Here is a 14,983-nt window from a genome sequence, read left to right as displayed (position 1 = left end):
CGGGGGAGTGCCTCAGTAACGGCGCAGCCGGCCCGCGACCGCGTGGCCGACGAACAGGTACACGACCGCCGCGAGGCCGTAGCCCGCGACGACCCTGGCCCACGCCTCGTCGAAGGTGAACAGGTCATGGGACCACCCAGCGAGCCAGCGGGCCACGTCATGGACGAACTGGACGAGGTCGTTGGCGCGATTGGCGTCCAAGAGGTACATCAGGATCCACAGCCCGAGGATCAGGGCCATGACATCCGCGATGACCACGATGATCTGCGCTGCGCTGTTGCCGCGTGTGCGTCGACCTGGGGACATGGGGGCCGGGTACCGGGTTCCCGCCCGTCGAAACCCGGCGCCCCGGACGGCCCCGCCCCGGTGGCGGCGCCCGGTGGCCGGGGCGAGGCTGCCGGGAGGACCGCTCACCCCTGGAGGTCGCTGCCTTGCCCAGCCCCGTATCCGTCCGCCGTGCCGGAGTCTCCCTTACCCTGTGCTGCACGCTGCTCGTCGGAGCGACGGCCTGCGGCGGCGACGACAAGGACACCGCGGCGGCGCCGTCCGGCACCAGCACCGCCGAGAAGCAGAAGTTCGCCAAGACCCGCTTCGTCGCCAACGCGGGTCTCGCGGCGGGCGCCACGTACCAGTGGATCGTGAAGCCCTTCCGCGCGGGCAAGTTCAAGAAGGGCGCGAACGGCCGGACGACGGCCCTGATCAAGGCGGGCCTCGCGGGCGCGTTCACGTACAACAGGCTGAAGGCGGCGACGAAGAACGCACAGGGCGACCCGACCCTCGCCAAGGCGGTGGCGCCCCTGACGGCCGGCATCGACGCCCTGAAGGACCTGCCCTCCAAGCTCCGCAAGGGCGAGTCGACGGACTCGATCGTGAACTCCTTCGACGGCGTCATCAACTCCGTGAAGGACGCGGGCAAGAGCGCGGGCGCGGAGGTCAAGGACAAGGTGCCCTCCACCGGTCAGCTCAAGAACGGCTAGGCGCCGCCTAGGAGTTGAGCTCGGCGAGGACGCGCAACGTGTGCGGGTCCGGGGCGACGACCAGCAGGTCGGTGACCGGGCCCGCGCGCCACAGCTTCAGCCGCTCCGCGATGCGTTCGCGCGGCCCCACCAGGGAGATCTCGTCGGCGAAGGCTTCCGGCACCGCGAGCACGGCCTCCTCCCTGTGCCCCGCGAGGAACAACTCCTGGACGCGCCAAGCCTCTTCCTCGTACCCCATGCGCGCCATCAGGTCGGCGTGGAAGTTGCGGGCGGCGTGCCCCATGCCGCCGATGTAGAAGCCCAGCATGGCCTTGACGGGGAGCAGCCCTTCGGCGACGTCGTCGCAGACCTTGGCACGGGCCATGGGGGCGACGAGGAAGCCATCACGGAGGTCGGCCAGCGAGGCCTCGTACACATCCGTCCGCGTCGGCGACCAGTACAGCGGCAGCCAGCCGTCAGCGATGCGCGTCGTCTGCGCGATGTTCTTGGGCCCCTCGGCACCGAGCAGGACGGGCAGGTCGGCCCGCAGCGGATGCGTGATCGGCTTGAGCGGCTTGCCGAGGCCGGTGCCGTCCTCGCCCCGGTAGGGGTGGGCGTGGAAGCGGCCGGCGACCTCCACCGGGCCCTCGCGGCGCAGCACCTGGCGGACGACCTCGACGTACTCCCGGGTCGCGGTCAGCGGCGACTTCGGGAAGGGCCGCCCGTACCAGCCCTCCACCACCTGCGGCCCCGACAGGCCGAGGCCGAGCGTCATCCGGCCGCCGGAGAGGTGGTCGAGGGTGAGGGCGTGCATGGCGGTGGTGGTGGGGGAGCGGGCCGCCATCTGCGCGACGGCCGTGCCGAGCTTGATCCGTGAGGTGTGGGCGGCGATCCAGGTCAGCGGCGTGAAGGCGTCCGAGCCCCAGGCCTCGGCGGTCCACACCGAGTCGTAGCCGAGCCGTTCGGCTTCCTGGGCGAGGGCGAGGTGGCCGGGGTCGGGGCCGCGGCCCCAGTAGCCGAGTGCGAGCCCGAGCCTCATCGCGTGCCTCCTGGTTACTGACGGCCTGTCAGTTGCCTGCTGGCGGGCGACTGTACGACAACGGCCCCCCGCCCGGAAGGGCGAGGGGCCGCGAGGGTGCCTGCGGGGTCAGCCGCGCTGGATCCCCGTGGAGTCCTGAAGGACGCCGCGGCGGCCGTCCTGCGTCTGGGCCACCAGGGTCGCGCCGCGCTGCTCGACGGCCAAGTACCAGGTGCCGGGCGCCAGTTCGGCGATCGGCGTGGGCGAGCCGTCCTCCGCGTACAGCGGACGCGGCACCGGCACGGCGAACCAGAACGGCGAGAAGTCACCGGAGGCCTGCGCCTGCGCGGGCGGCGGGGTCTGCCCGCCCTGCGGCTGCGGCTGACCGCCGAAGGACTGCCCCTGCGGCTGGCCCGGCTGGCCGGGCTGGGCGCCGTAGGGGGCGCCGGGCTGCGGCTGGCCGGCACCGGCGCCGGGGTAGCCGTAACCACCCTGCGGCTGACCGCCGTAGGGCTGCGGGGCGGCCGGACGCGGGGCGCCCATGAGGGGGGCCTTGAAGGCCGGGACGGCCAGTGTGAGGACGGCCGCGGCGGCCATGACCAGAGTCGCGATCAGTGAGAGGATGAGGCCGACGCCGGAGTCGAAACCGTCGTCGCCTCCCTGGCCCATGTTGTTGAGGCCGCCGGGCGCATCGAAGATCTGCCCGAGGGCGCTCCACGCCGCGAAGATGGTGAAGGCGACGCCGAAGTGGCCGAGGTCGAGACCAAGGACCCTCGGGGTCGTCGGCAGGGCGCGGGAGATGATGATGCACGCGGCACCGATGATTCCGGCCAGAGTGACGCTGAGCAGCATGGGGCCGCTGTCCCAAGCGTTCGTCATGTCCAGCGAATCCGGAGCCTCGGCGATGTCGAAGACGTCCAGGAACGAGGCGATGAACAGCAACACCGCTGCTGCGATCACCACGCCGTCGCCTCGAGTGAGAGAGCGGAAATTCACTTCAGGTCCTTCGTAAGTCGTCTCGTCGGTGGAGGCGTCGCTGTCGCCTGAGTCGCGGTCGTGTCGCGTGCGCGAAGCGCGGGGGTGGCCCCCCATCGTACGGAGGACATTATCGTCCGAACAGGCGGGGTGTCTGCTCGGGATAAAGACGTGCACACATCGGACTGCGGACGTTCACGAGCCGACCCCCGAGCCCGTTCACGCCGACGGGAGGCCGCTATCCCCGCAGGAACCCGCCAATTCCCTCAGAAATGCCCCGCGCCGCCTTCTGCCGCCACTCCCCGCTCTTCAAGAGCGCCGCGTCCTTCGCGTCCCGCATGTTGCCGCACTCGATGAACACCTTGGGCACCGTGGAGAGGTTGAGGCCGCCGAGGTCGCTGCGGACGTCCAGGCCGGTGCCGCCGCCCACGTAGTTGGAGGGGGCGCTGCCCGTCGCGCTCAGGAACTTTCCGGCGATGCGCTCGCCCAACTCCCGGGAGGGGGCGACGATCGGGGAGGTGTCGGCCGCGCCGCCCCTCACCTTCGCGGGCAGGATCACGTGGTAGCCGCGGTTGCCCGCGCCCGAGCCGTCGGCGTGGATGGAGACCACCGCGTCGGCGCGGGCTTCGTTGCCGATCCGGGCACGCTCGTCGACGCACGGGCCCCAGGGGCGGTCGCCGTCCTGGGTGAACTTGACCGTGGCGCCCTGCTTCTCCAGCAGGGTCCGCAGGCGGCGGGCGACGTCCAGGGTGAACGTGGCCTCCGTGTAACCGTCGTTGGTCGACGTGCCCGTGGTGTCGCATTCCTTGCGGTTCGTACCGATGTCGACCTGGCGGTTGATCTCGGCGGTGTGACGGAAATTGCCCGTGTTGTGGCCGGGGTCGACGACGACCACCTTGCCCTTGAGGGGTCCGTCCACGGCGGGGCGGCGCGTGGGCGACTTCGTACTCGAATCGTTGCCGTCGCCCTTGCCGTCGTCGCCCTTCTCCTTGTCCTTTTCCTGCCCCTTGTCCGACTTCGAGGGGGAGGCTGGGCCGGCCTCGGAGGGCGTGGACCGCTCGGCGGACGGGCTCGACGACGCCGGCAGCGATCTCGCCGGTTCGTTCCCGTCGGACCCGCTCGTCGCCTGGTAGACCAGCCAGCCGGCCAGGCAGGTGGGCACCAGCGCGGCCACCGCCACGGTCAGTGGGCGGCCGATGCGGCGGCGGGGCGGCTGGGAGGGATCGAATTCCGGACCTACGTACGACACGAGGGCGAGCCTATCGGCGAGGTCAGATCCTCGCTCCCGTTCGCCGCAGTACGCGCAGCGAGTCCACCGCCGAGACCTCGGTGAACGCCCCGGACGCCAAGGCCCTGAGGTAGACGCGGTACGGCGCCTGCCCGGTCATGATGTCGACCGGGTCGGGGAACACGTCGTGGATGACGAGCAGCCCGCCCTCGGCGACGTGCGGCGCCCAGCCCTCGTAGTCGGCCGTGGCGTGCTCGTCCGTGTGGCCGCCGTCGATGAAGACCAGGCCGAGCGCCCCGCCCCACGCCTTCGCCACCTGCGGCGAACGGCCGACGACCGCGATCACGTGCTCCTCCAGACCCGCCCGGCGCAGGGTGCGGCGGAAGGTGGGGAGCGTGTCCATCAGGCCGACCTCGGGGTCGACGGTCTCCGGATCGTGGTACTCCCAGCCGGGCTGCTGCTCCTCGCTGCCGCGGTGGTGGTCCACGGTGATCGCACTCACCCCGGCCGCGCGGGCCGCGTCGGCGAGCAGGATCGTGGAGCGCCCGCAGTACGTGCCGACCTCCAGGAGGGGCAGGCCGAGCGCGGCGGCCTCCGTGGCGGCCGCGTACAGCGCGAGGCCCTCACCGCGCGGCATGAAGCCCTTGGCGGCCTCGAACGCGGCGAGGACCTCCGGTGCGGGGGCGGCGGCCACGGCCACGGTTTCCTCCAGGTCGTACGTACGAATGGGTGGTACCGGCGCCCATGACGCAGGACGCAGACCATGATGCACGGCACCCCCGCCACCGGGGTGACGGGGGTGTGCACGGCACGCCGGCCGCGTACGCACGTCAGGCCGGGACGTCGCTCTCGTCGGACGAACCCGTCAGCGCCAGGTCGACCCGCACCGGCCGGTCGTCCCCGTGGTACGCCGCCTCCGAGGCGCGCGGCGCGTGCCCCGTGGCGGTGGCCGCGAGGACGTAGGAACCGTCGGCGGGCACGGCCAGGGCGTAGCGGCCCTCGTCGTCGGTGAGGGCGGCGCCCGCCTGCTTGCCGCGGCGGTCGATGAGCGTCACCTTCGCGCGGGCCACCGGCGCGCCGTCCGCGCGGTGCACGCGGCCCTGGAAGCCCGCGAGCACCTCGGCCGCCCGCTCCAGGTGGGCGTCCTCCTCGCTGCTGGCGCGCAGCTGCGGAGTGGTGGAGCGGCGGGCGGAGGGCAGCAACAGGGCGAAGAGCAGGCCGACGGCGACCGCGCCCGTGGCGATCAGGAAGGAGACACGGAAGCCGTGCATGGTGGGCACGGCGACCCCGCCGACGTGGTCCGCGGTGTTGGCGAGGACCATGCCGATCACGGCGGACGACACCGAGGTGCCGATGGAGCGCATCAGGGTGTTGAGGCCGTTGGCGGCGCCCGTCTCGGAGGGGTCGACCGAGCCGATGATGAGCGCCGGCAGGGAGGAGTAGGCGAGACCGATGCCCGCGCCGAGCACCACCGAGACGACGATGGTCTGCCAGGCGGCGCTCATCAGGCCGAGGCCCGCGCCGTAGCCGACCGCGATGATCAGCATGCCGAGGATGAGGGTGGTCTTCGGGCCGTACTTCGCCGAGAGGCGGGCGTAGACCGGCGCCGTGAACATCATCGTCAGGCCGAGCGGCATCACGCACAGGCCCGCGACGACCATCGATTGGCCGAGGCCGTAGCCGGTGGCGGACGGCAGCTGGAGGAGCTGCGGCAGGACGAGCGAGACGGCGTAGAAGGCGACGCCGACCATGACCGAGGCGAGGTTGGTGAAGAGCACCGAGCGGCGGGCCGTGGTGCGCAGGTCCACCAGCGGCGCCTGCACGCGCAGCTCCATCACGCCCCACAGGACGAGGACGACGGCCGCGGCGGCGAACAGGCCGAGCGTGGTGCCCGAGCTCCAGCCCCAGTCGCTGCCCTTGGTGATCGGCAGCAGGAACAGCACGAGCCCGGCGGAGAGGCCGAGCGCGCCGAGCACGTCGAAGGTGCCCTTGGCGCGCATGGGGCTCTCGGGCACGAAGGCGAGGGTGAGCGCCATCGAGAGGACGCCGAGGCCGGCGGCGCCGAAGAACAGCGTGTGCCAGTCGGCGTGCTGCGCGACGAGCGCGGCCAACGGCAGCGCGAGGCCGCCGCCGACGCCGACGGAGGAGCTCATCAGGGCCATCGCGGAGCCGAGCTTCTCGCGGGGCAGCTGGTCACGCATCAGGCCGATGCCGAGCGGGATGGCGCCCATGGCGAAGCCCTGGAGGGCGCGGCCCACGATCATCACGAGCAGATCGTCGGTGAATCCGCAGATCAGCGAGCCGACGACCATCACGGCGAGGCTGGCGAGCAGCATCTTCCGCTTGCCGAAGAGATCTCCGAGGCGGCCCATGATCGGCGTGGCGACGGCGCCCGCGAGGAGGGTCGCGGTCAGGACCCAGGTGGCGTTCGAGGGGGCGGTGCCCAGCAGGGTCGGCAGGTCCTTGATGACCGGCACGAGCAGGGTCTGCATCACCGCGACGACGATGCCGGAGAAGGCGAGTACGGGGACGACTCCGCGTATGCCGCGTGGGTGGGTCGTCGTCATCGACATGGGGTGGGGCCTCCAGGGCGGAAGGTCGGACTCTCCAGGGGTTACGGGGTACGTGTAAGCCGAACCTGTTTCCCCGGGCGACTATTCCGACGGGCGTCGTACGAGGGGAAGCCTTGACCCGTTGTTGACCGAGTGGACCTGTTGTTGACCGACTCGTCACCGGCGGTCGGCGGGCGCGCGGTATCTGACCCGCCGTCAGCCTTCCCTCGTACTGGAACGTGTTCTACTCTGTCGCGGTCCCGGCAGCTGCTACCGGCAAGGATGCCCATGGGGATCGGACTCACGCGGGAACAAGGGGAGTTGGCGTCGGCCGTACGCGGCTGGGTCGCGCGCGCCGTCCCACCGGAAGCGGTACGCCAGCTGCTCGACGACCCCCTGCCGGCGGCCACCCCGCCCACTGGGACGGCCTCGCCCTGCAAGGGCTGCTCGGCGTGCACCTGCCCGAGGAGTACGGGGGCGGGGGCGGCGACGTGCGCGACCTGGCGGTCGTCCTCGAAGAAGCGGCGCGGGCCGCACTGCCGGGACCGCTGGTGTCGAGCTCCCTCGCCTCGCTGGTGCTGCGCCGTGCGGGCGCCCACGCGCCGGCCGCAGAGCCGGCGGCCGGCACCCGTATCGGCGCCGTCGCGCTCGGCGGGGGCACGCTCACCGCGGTGGCCGTCGGTGACGGGTACGTCCTGGACGGGGTGACGCCGCCCGTCCTCTCCGGCAGCTCATCCAGACCGCCCACCAGCAGAAGGTCGCCGAACTGGCCCTGGAGATGCTCGGCCCGGCGGGCGCGGTGCGCGAGGGCGCGGGGGAGCGGGCGCTGCACGGCTTCCTGATGTCGCGCTGCCTGACCATCGCGGGCGGCACCACCCAGGTACAGCTCAACGTCGTCGCCGAGCGCATCCTCGGCCTGCCGCGTGACTGACATGCTCCGTGACCGAGAGGACGATCATGAAGGCGTACGTCGTCGGTGTCGGGATGACCAGGTTCGAGAAGCCCGAGACGCGGGAGTGGCAGTACTGGGACATGGCGAAGGAGGCGGGCACCAAGGCCCTGGAGGACGCGGGCATCACGTACGACCGGATCGAGCAGGTCGCCGTCGGCTACTGCTTCCAGCCCTCGACCGCCGGGCAGCGCGCCGTCTACGGACTGGGCCTGACCGGCGTCCCCGTCTACAACGTCAACAACAACTGCGCGACGGGATCGACCGCGCTGATGATGGCCCGGCAGTTCGTCGAGGGCGGGATCGCCGACTGCGTGCTCGCGCTCGGCTTCGAGAAGATGGCGCGCGGCTCGCTGGGCGGCGGGGGTGCGGGCGGAGGTGACGGGGCGGACTTCAAGATGTCCCCGGTGGCCCGCCACTACGGGATCATGGCCGCCCGGCACGGCTTCGAGATGACCCCGCCCACCGCGCAGATCTTCGGCAACGCGGCGCGCGAGCACATGGAGACGTACGGCACCACCGAGGCGCAGCTCGCGGCGGTCGGCGCCAAGAACCACCGGCACTCGGTGAACAATCCGTACGCCCAGTTCCAGGACGCGTGCACCGTCGACGAGGTCCTCGCCGCCAAGACCGTCCACCGGCCGCTCACCAGGCTCCAGTGCTCGCCGACCTCGGACGGTTCGGCCGCCGCGGTCGTCGTCTCGGAGCGGTTCGTGGAGCGGCACGGTCTGGCGGAGCGGGCCGTGGAGATCGTGGCCCAGGCCATGACCACGGACACCGGTGAGTCCTTCGCCTCCGGCTCGTGCGTCGACGTCGTCGGGCAGCCGATGACGCGGGCGGCGGCGCGACAGGTGTACGAGAGGTCGGGGCTCGGCATCGCGGACGTGGACGTCATCGAGCTGCATGACTGCTTCTCCATCAACGAACTCCTGACGTACGAGGCGCTCGGCCTGTGCGGGCCCGGCGAGTCCGGGAAGCTCGTCGAGAGCGGCGCGACGACGTACGGCGGCCGCTGGGTGGTGAACCCCTCCGGCGGCCTGATCTCCAAGGGCCACCCGCTCGGCGCGACCGGCATCGCCCAGATCGCGGAACTGACCTGGCACCTGCGGGGCGAGGCGGGGGCGCGGCAGGTCCAGGGAGCGAGGGTGGGGCTCGCGCACAACATCGGGCTCGGCGGGGCGGCGGTGGTGACGTTGCTGCGGGGGTAGGGGGGTAGGGGGCGGGGTTCGGGGCCGGGTCCGGTCCGAAGCCCCGGCCCCCGGATTCCGGGCGCCGCCGCGGTCGGCGTGCGGCGTGCGGCGTGCGGCGTGCGAGGGCCTAGGCCCTTCGGCCCAGGTACATGCAGCCAATGTCCGATGCATGGGGCTTGCGTGGCTTGAGAGGATGGCTGTCATGGCCCAGACGCCCTCCACCACTTACACCCCTGACGCTGCCACCGCCCCGCCGAAGAAGTCCGTCCCGGTGTGGGCGGTCCTGCTCGCCGCCTGTGCCGGCCAGTTCCTGGTCGTCCTCGACGTGTCGGTGGTGAACACCGCGCTGCCCTCGATGCGCGCCGACCTCGGCATGAGCGCCATCGGGCTGCAATGGGTGGTCAACGCCTACTCCATCGCCTTCGCGGGCTTCATGCTGCTCGGCGGCCGGGCCGGTGACCTCTTCGGGCGCAAGCGGATGTTCCTCCTCGGCCTCGGCCTCTTCACCGTCGCCTCCCTCGGCGGCGGCCTCGCACAGGCCGAGTGGCAGCTCCTCGCGGCGCGGGCCGTGCAGGGGCTCGGCGCCGCGATCCTCGCGCCGTCGACGCTGACGATCCTGACCTCGGCCGTGCCCGAGGGCCCGGCGCGGATACGGGCGATAGGCGTCTGGTCGGCGGTCGGCGCGGGCGGCGGCGCGGCCGGCGGCCTCGTCGGCGGGGTCCTGACCGACCTGCTCTCCTGGCGCTGGGTCCTCCTGATCAACGTACCGATCGGCGCCCTGGTGATCGTCGCGGGCATGGCCTGGCTCACCGAGAGCAGGGCGGGCCAGGCGCGCCGCCTCGACGTGCCGGGCGCCGTGCTCGTCACGGCCGGGCTCGCCACCCTCGCGTACGGGATCGTGCAGACCGAGGAGAAGGGCTGGACGGCGGCGGCCACCCTCGTGCCGCTCGCGGCCGGGCTCGCGCTACTCGGGGCCTTCCTCGCCGTGGAGGCCCGCACGAAGGTGCCGCTGATGCCGCTGAAGCTGTTCAAGGTGCGGTCGGTGTCGGCCGCGAACGCCGCGATGTTCGTGTGCGGCGGCGGGATGTTCGCCATGTGGATGTTCATGACGCTGTACGCCCAGAACGTCCTCGGCTACTCCCCGCTGAAGGCCGGCCTCGCCCTCATCCCGTCCTCCCTGACCATCGTCCTCGGCTCGATGCTGGCGCCGCGCGTGATGCCGGTGCTCGGCGCGAAGAACGTCTCCGTGGTCGGCATCGTGGTGGCCGCCGCGGGCTTCGGCTGGCAGTCGACGATGACGGTCGACGGGGCGTACGTCACCTCGATCATGCTGCCCGGCATCATGATGATGTTCGGCGCGGGCCTCGCCACGACCCCGCTCGCCTCGCTGGCCACCTCAGGGGCGGCACCCGGCGACGCGGGCCTCGTCTCGGGCCTGATCAACACGTCCCGCACGATGGGCGGCGCGCTCGGCCTCGCGGTGCTCTCCACGGTCGCGGCGGCGCGCATGGACGGCTCGACGTCACGGCAGGCGCTGACGGACGGCTACGCGATGGCGTTCCGCACGAGCGGGTTCATTTTGCTGGCGGGCGTGGTGGTGCTGCTCCTGTGGATGCCGCGCACGAAGAGGACGAAGAGAACACCCCCGGGAACCGAGACCGTCTAGAGCCAGCCCCGGTGCCGGGCCTCCCGCACCGCCTCCATGCGGTTGCGGGTGCCGGTCTTGCCGATGGCCGCCGAGAGGTAGTTCCGCACGGTCGACTCCGACAGATGCAGCCTGCCCGCGATGTCGGCGACCGTGGCGCCGTCCACCGACGCCTTGAGGACATCCGCCTCGCGGCCGGTCAGCGGGCTGGGCCCGGCGCTCAGCGCGGCCGCGGCGAGCGCCGGGTCGACGACGGTCTCGCCCGAGGCTGCCCTGGCGGTAGCCGGTGACGGCCTCGCGGATCTCGGTGAGCGCCTGTCGGCCGACGGACTCGATGTCGGTGACCTGGCCGAGCGCCGCGTCCAGGTCGCGGGGGGCGAGGCGCCGGGTGGCCTCCGCCTTCACCACGATCACGGAGAGGGTGTGGCCGAGCAGGTCGTGCAGGTCGCGGGAGAAGCGGAGCCGTTCCTTCTCGACCGCGGCGCGGGCCAGCTCCTCCCGGGTGTCGCGCAGTTCGTGGACGGCCTCGGACAGGGAGAGGATCGCGGCGGTCACCATGGTGGACAGGAACGTGCCGTACACGATCTCCACCGCGCCCCAGCCGTCCCTGAACCCGCCGACGACACCCGCGAGCGCGCTCACGCCGAGCCCGAGGGAGCCAATGCCCCGCCCGCGCACGACGGCCCCCACGGCCAGGCCGAGCAGGGGGAAGAAGAGCAGCCAGCTGCCGCCGTAGCCGGCGGCGAGCGCGACGGTCAGCAGGCCGAGCGCGGCTAGGGCCACCCGCGTGGAGCGGGCCTCGCGTGTGCGCTTGTCGAAGGCGCGGAACGCGATGAAGACGTAGAGCGAGTTGAGGACGAGGAGGCCGATGCCGCCGATCCAGGGGTTGGGGGCCTTGCCCTGGAGGAGGTGGGAGAGGGAGCCGAGGCCCATCAGGAGCCAGGGCAGGAGGACGAAGCCAGTGCGCGGCGGACCGGGTGCCTCGATGCTCTTCCTGTCCCCCCTTCCCGTTCGCCGGCACTGTTCGCGCCACTCGTGCGCGGTCCGCCCCTCGGCGCGGTCCTTCCTGCTGCTGTTCATGGGTGACGACGGTACGGAGCGGGGCGGGGCGGCGGCAGAGCCGGTTGTACGGAAGCGGCCGGTACAAATGTCACAGCGACGGAACTGACGTCGCGTCAGGCGGCGCGCGTCCGGAGCCTTCACAACTTCCCGGGGCTCGGCTATACATGGGACGCCGGACTGGAACGCGTTCTAGAACGGCCCGGTTGCGGCCTCGGTGCGGTCGACGGTGCGGACGGCCGCACCGAGGTCTTCCGCCACCGTCCCAGGAGTCCAAGGAGCCCAAGGAGCTGCCACCCCATGCCCATTGACGCCGCGAAGGCCGTGGCCGCCGAACCCCGGTCCGCCGAGATCGCCTGGGACCACAAGGACGTCCAGCTCTACCACCTGGGCCTCGGCGCGGGCGCCCGCCACCGACCCCGCCGAACTGCGGTACACGCTGGAGTCCCGGCTGCACGTCCTGCCCAGCTTCGCCACCGTCGCCGGCGCCGGGATGGGAATGATGGGCGGCCTCTCGGCCCCCGGCATCGACGTGGACCTCGCCGCGGTGCTGCACGGCGGCCAGACCATCACGCTGCACCGCCCCATCCCCGTCAGCGGCAAGGCCATGACCACCTCGAAGGTCGCCGCGGTGTACGACAAGGGCAAGGCCGCGATCCTCGTCCTGCGCTCCGAGGCCGCCGACGACGCGGGCCCGCTGTGGACGAGCGACGCCCAGATCTTCGTACGCGGCGAAGGGGGCTTCGGCGGCGACCGCGGCCCCGCCACCCGGCTGCCCGCCCCCGAGGGCGACCCCGACCTGGAGGTCGAGCGCCCCGTCCGCGAGGACCAGGCGCTGCTGTACCGCCTCTCCGGCGACTGGAATCCCCTGCACGCCGACCCCGAGTTCGCGAAGCTCGCCGGCTTCGACCGGCCGATCCTGCACGGGCTGTGCACGTACGGGATGACCCTCAAGGCCGTCGTCGACACGCAGCTGGACGGCGACGTGTCCCGGGTGCGCGGTTACGGTACCCGCTTCGTCGGGGTCGTCTTCCCCGGCGAGACCCTGCGCCTCCGGATGTGGCGCACCGAGGGCCGCGTCCAGGCCACGGTCACGGCGGTCGAACGGGACGACGCGCCGGTCCTCGCCGACACCGTCGTCGAGCACGTCTGAGCCGCTTCGGGGCGAGCCCGGAGCTTCGTACGCCGTTCGTACGCCCGAGAGGAGCCGCACCATGCGCGCAGCCGTACTGCACGAGACAGGCCAGGACAAGCTCGAAGTCCTCGACGACGTCGAGGCGATGGGCTTCGGTCCCGGCAAGGTGAGGATCCGGGTCCGGGCCACCGGTCTGTGCCACTCCGACGTCTCCGCGATGAACGGCGTGCTGCCGCAGCCCGCGCCCTTCATCCCCGGCCACGAGGGCGCCGGTGAGATCCTCGACGTCGGTGACGGCGTCACCGGCCTCGCGCCGGGCGACCGGGCGCTGATCTGCTGGCTGCCCGCCTGCGGCACCTGCCCCGCCTGCAAGCGCGGCCAGACCCACCTCTGTCTCGCCGGTTTCCTGAACGCGGGCACCCCCAACTTCAAGCGCCCCGGCGGCGACGTCTTCGGCTTCGCGGGCACCGGCACCTTCACCGAGGAGGTCGTCGTCGACGCCGGGTGCGCCGTGCCGATCCCCGACGACGTGCCCTTCGACATCGCGGCGCTCATCGGCTGCGGAGTGACCACGGGGCTCGGCGCGGCCATCAACACCGCCGATGTGCGGGCCGGTTCGTCGGTGGCCGTCATCGGCTGCGGCGGCGTCGGCATCTCCGCGATCCAGGGCGCCCGGCTCAAGGGCGCGGCACAGATCGTCGCGGTCGACCCGGTCGCCTCGCGGCGGGAGGCGGCGCTCACGTTCGGCGCGACGGAGGCGGTCGGGCCCGGCGAACTGGCCGACGCCAAGCAGCGGATCACCGCGGGCGAGGGCTTCGACTACGTCTTCGAGGTCGTCGGCAAGTCCGCCACGGCCCGCACGGCGTACGAGACGACGCGGCGCGGCGGCACGCTGTGCGTCGTCGGCGCGGGCGCCATGGACGACCACCTCCAGCTCAACATGTTCGAGCTGTTCTTCGACGAGAAGCGGATCCTGCCCTCCATGTACGGCGGGGGCGACGTCCTCCAGTCGTACGAGCGGGCCATCGCGCTCTGGCGGGCGGGCCGCATCGACCTGGAGAACATGATCACGCACCGCGTGCGGCTCACCGAGATCAACGAGGCCCTGGAGCAGATGCGTACCGGGACCGCCCTGCGTACGTGCATCGAGATCTGAGAGGACGTTGACGTTGATGTCATTGCCGTCACTGCCACTGCCACTTGAGGGCCTGGCCGCGGTCGTCACCGGCGCGGGGCGCGGGCTCGGCCGTGCCGAGGCCCTGGAACTGGCCCGGCTCGGCGCGAGCGTCGTCGTCAACGACTTCGGGCAGCCGGGGCGCGACGGCTCCGGCGAGGCGTCGGCGGCGCCCGCCGAGGAGGTCGCCGCCGAGATCCGGGCCGAGGGCGGGCAGGCCGTGGCCCACACCGGCGACGTCGCGGACCACGACCAGGCCCGCACGCTGATCCAGCTGGCGATCGACACATACGGAAAGCTCGACATCCTGGTCAACAACGCGGGCATCCTGCGGGACCGGATGATCTTCTCGATGAGCGAGAGCGAGTGGGACTCGGTCATCCGCGTCCACCTCAAGGGGCACTTCAACACCACCCATTTCGCGTCCGTCCACTGGCGCGAGCGCTCCAAGGCCGCGGGCGGGCCGGTGTACGGGCGGATCGTGAACACCTCCTCGGAGGCGTTCCTCGCCGGCTCGGCGGGCCAGCCCAACTACGCGGCGGCGAAGGGCGGCATCGTCGGCCTGACGACATCGACGGCATTGGCGCTCGCCAAGTACGGCGTGACGGCGAACGCGATCTGTCCGCGCGCGCGGACCCGGATGACCGAGGACGTCTTCCAGGGCTTCCAGGAGCCGACGGACGGCCGACTGGACCCGCTCGCACCCGAGCACGTCTCGCCGCTGGTCGGCTATCTCGCCTCGCCGGCCGCCGCCCGCGTCAACGGCCAACTGCTCGTCGTGCACGGCGGGATGGTCGCGATCGTGGAACGCCCCAGGGTGGCGGCGAAGTTCGACGCGGCGAAGGAGGCGTTCACCTTCGAGGAGCTGGACGAGCTGATCTCGCCGCACTACGCGGCGCGGCCCCCGGCAGAGACGTTCGCGGCGGCCGAGGTACTCGGGCTGAAACGAGAGAAGACCTGAAGCGGGGGCAGGCGGGTTCTTGGTGGAGACGCAGGAAAGCCCCGTCTGAGGACCGCTTTTGGCGGCCTTTGGGCGGGGCTTTCCGCGACGCGGTGCGTGCTTGTGGCGCGTGACGCGTGGCGTGTGGTGCGTGACGCGCGG

Annotated in this window: 11 protein-coding genes and 5 pseudogenes; 8 read left to right on the top strand and 8 right to left on the bottom strand. The window is 72.1% G+C overall.

The window, feature by feature from the left end; genetic code table 11:
* Positions 1-12: 12 nt before the first annotated feature.
* Entirely contained in the window at positions 13-306 is a 294-nt protein-coding gene (locus tag ACOBQB_RS20890) for a hypothetical protein (RefSeq protein WP_223774360.1), read from the bottom strand.
* A gap of 125 nt (positions 307-431) precedes the next feature.
* On the opposite strand from ACOBQB_RS20890, the gene ACOBQB_RS20885 reads away from it, so the two are divergent.
* Positions 432-977 carry a hypothetical protein gene (locus tag ACOBQB_RS20885; protein ID WP_423593682.1) on the top strand — a complete coding sequence of 182 codons (546 nt, stop codon included), beginning with the start codon at positions 432-434 and terminating at the stop codon, positions 975-977.
* A gap of 7 nt (positions 978-984) precedes the next feature.
* Here ACOBQB_RS20885 and ACOBQB_RS20880 read toward each other — a convergent pair whose 3' ends face one another.
* The 5 genes from ACOBQB_RS20880 to ACOBQB_RS20860 form a co-directional block, all read right to left on the bottom strand.
* Positions 985-1,995, bottom strand: a complete 1,011-nt coding sequence (locus tag ACOBQB_RS20880) for an LLM class F420-dependent oxidoreductase (protein ID WP_423593681.1) — start codon at positions 1,993-1,995, stop codon at positions 985-987.
* Between the two features lie 108 nt (positions 1,996-2,103).
* A complete protein-coding gene (locus ACOBQB_RS20875; RefSeq protein ID WP_423593680.1) occupies positions 2,104-2,970 on the bottom strand; it encodes a hypothetical protein in 867 nt (288 codons plus the stop codon).
* Between the two features lie 217 nt (positions 2,971-3,187).
* A complete protein-coding gene (locus tag ACOBQB_RS20870) occupies positions 3,188-4,198 on the bottom strand; it encodes an N-acetylmuramoyl-L-alanine amidase (RefSeq protein WP_423593679.1) in 1,011 nt (336 codons plus the stop codon).
* 22 nt (positions 4,199-4,220) lie between these two features.
* Positions 4,221-4,814, bottom strand: coding sequence for a class I SAM-dependent methyltransferase (locus ACOBQB_RS20865; protein ID WP_423598630.1), 594 nt, complete (start codon positions 4,812-4,814; stop codon positions 4,221-4,223).
* 193 nt (positions 4,815-5,007) lie between these two features.
* Positions 5,008-6,750: an MFS transporter gene (locus tag ACOBQB_RS20860; RefSeq protein ID WP_423593678.1), complete on the bottom strand. Its 1,743-nt coding sequence runs from the start codon at positions 6,748-6,750 to the stop codon at positions 5,008-5,010.
* A gap of 218 nt (positions 6,751-6,968) precedes the next feature.
* Here ACOBQB_RS20860 and ACOBQB_RS20855 point away from each other — a divergent pair.
* From ACOBQB_RS20855 to ACOBQB_RS20840, 4 genes and pseudogenes are all read left to right on the top strand, one after another.
* Positions 6,969-7,268, top strand: a pseudogene (locus tag ACOBQB_RS20855) (acyl-CoA dehydrogenase family protein); the annotation flags it as partial.
* Between the two features lie 185 nt (positions 7,269-7,453).
* A pseudogene (locus ACOBQB_RS20850) lies at positions 7,454-7,660 on the top strand (acyl-CoA dehydrogenase family protein); the annotation flags it as partial.
* 26 nt (positions 7,661-7,686) lie between these two features.
* Positions 7,687-8,886, top strand: a complete 1,200-nt coding sequence (locus tag ACOBQB_RS20845) for a lipid-transfer protein (protein ID WP_423598628.1) — start codon at positions 7,687-7,689, stop codon at positions 8,884-8,886.
* 184 nt (positions 8,887-9,070) lie between these two features.
* On the top strand, positions 9,071-10,534 hold the full coding sequence (locus tag ACOBQB_RS20840) for an MFS transporter (RefSeq protein ID WP_423593677.1): 1,464 nt from the start codon (positions 9,071-9,073) through the stop codon (positions 10,532-10,534).
* On the opposite strand, the pseudogene ACOBQB_RS20835 reads toward ACOBQB_RS20840, so the two are convergent.
* Positions 10,531-10,782: pseudogene (locus tag ACOBQB_RS20835) on the bottom strand (LuxR C-terminal-related transcriptional regulator); the annotation flags it as partial. The gene ACOBQB_RS20840 and the pseudogene ACOBQB_RS20835 overlap by 4 nt on opposite strands.
* Positions 10,700-11,593, bottom strand: a pseudogene (locus ACOBQB_RS20830) (histidine kinase); the annotation flags it as partial. The pseudogenes ACOBQB_RS20835 and ACOBQB_RS20830, both read right to left, overlap by 83 nt.
* 279 nt (positions 11,594-11,872) lie before the next feature.
* On the opposite strand from ACOBQB_RS20830, the pseudogene ACOBQB_RS20825 reads away from it, so the two are divergent.
* The 3 genes and pseudogenes from ACOBQB_RS20825 to ACOBQB_RS20815 all read left to right on the top strand — a co-directional run bounded on the left by ACOBQB_RS20825 (position 11,873) and on the right by ACOBQB_RS20815 (position 14,842).
* Positions 11,873-12,725, top strand: a pseudogene (locus ACOBQB_RS20825) (MaoC/PaaZ C-terminal domain-containing protein).
* A 61-nt stretch (positions 12,726-12,786) separates the two neighbouring features.
* Positions 12,787-13,863, top strand: coding sequence for a Zn-dependent alcohol dehydrogenase (locus tag ACOBQB_RS20820; RefSeq protein ID WP_423593676.1), 1,077 nt, complete (start codon positions 12,787-12,789; stop codon positions 13,861-13,863).
* Positions 13,864-13,879: 16 nt separating this feature from the next.
* Positions 13,880-14,842 (top strand): 3-oxoacyl-ACP reductase, encoded by a 963-nt coding sequence (locus tag ACOBQB_RS20815; protein ID WP_423593675.1) that lies wholly within the window; start codon positions 13,880-13,882, stop codon positions 14,840-14,842.
* The last annotated feature ends 141 nt before the right edge of the window (positions 14,843-14,983 follow it).

Origin of the sequence: Streptomyces sp. G5(2025), assembly GCF_049542075.1 — a bacterium.
In the GTDB taxonomy this organism is placed as follows: Bacteria; Actinomycetota; Actinomycetes; order Streptomycetales; family Streptomycetaceae; genus Streptomyces.
The sequence above is the reverse complement of the archived record's forward strand: the minus strand, read 5'-3'. Positions and strand labels throughout refer to the sequence as shown.

Excerpts from the sequence above, each read along its gene's own strand:
- ACOBQB_RS20890 (WP_223774360.1), bottom strand. The coding sequence starts at position 306 with ATGTCCCCAGGTCGACGCACACGCGGCAACAGCGCAGCGCAGATCATC.
- ACOBQB_RS20880 (WP_423593681.1), bottom strand. The coding sequence starts at position 1,995 with ATGAGGCTCGGGCTCGCACTCGGCTACTGGGGCCGCGGCCCCGACCCC.
- ACOBQB_RS20865 (WP_423598630.1), bottom strand. The coding sequence starts at position 4,814 with ATGCCGCGCGGTGAGGGCCTCGCGCTGTACGCGGCCGCCACGGAGGCC.
- ACOBQB_RS20860 (WP_423593678.1), bottom strand. The coding sequence starts at position 6,750 with ATGTCGATGACGACGACCCACCCACGCGGCATACGCGGAGTCGTCCCC.
- ACOBQB_RS20845 (WP_423598628.1), top strand. The coding sequence starts at position 7,687 with ATGAAGGCGTACGTCGTCGGTGTCGGGATGACCAGGTTCGAGAAGCCC.
- ACOBQB_RS20840 (WP_423593677.1), top strand. The coding sequence starts at position 9,071 with ATGGCCCAGACGCCCTCCACCACTTACACCCCTGACGCTGCCACCGCC.
- ACOBQB_RS20820 (WP_423593676.1), top strand. The coding sequence starts at position 12,787 with ATGCGCGCAGCCGTACTGCACGAGACAGGCCAGGACAAGCTCGAAGTC.
- ACOBQB_RS20815 (WP_423593675.1), top strand. The coding sequence starts at position 13,880 with ATGTCATTGCCGTCACTGCCACTGCCACTTGAGGGCCTGGCCGCGGTC.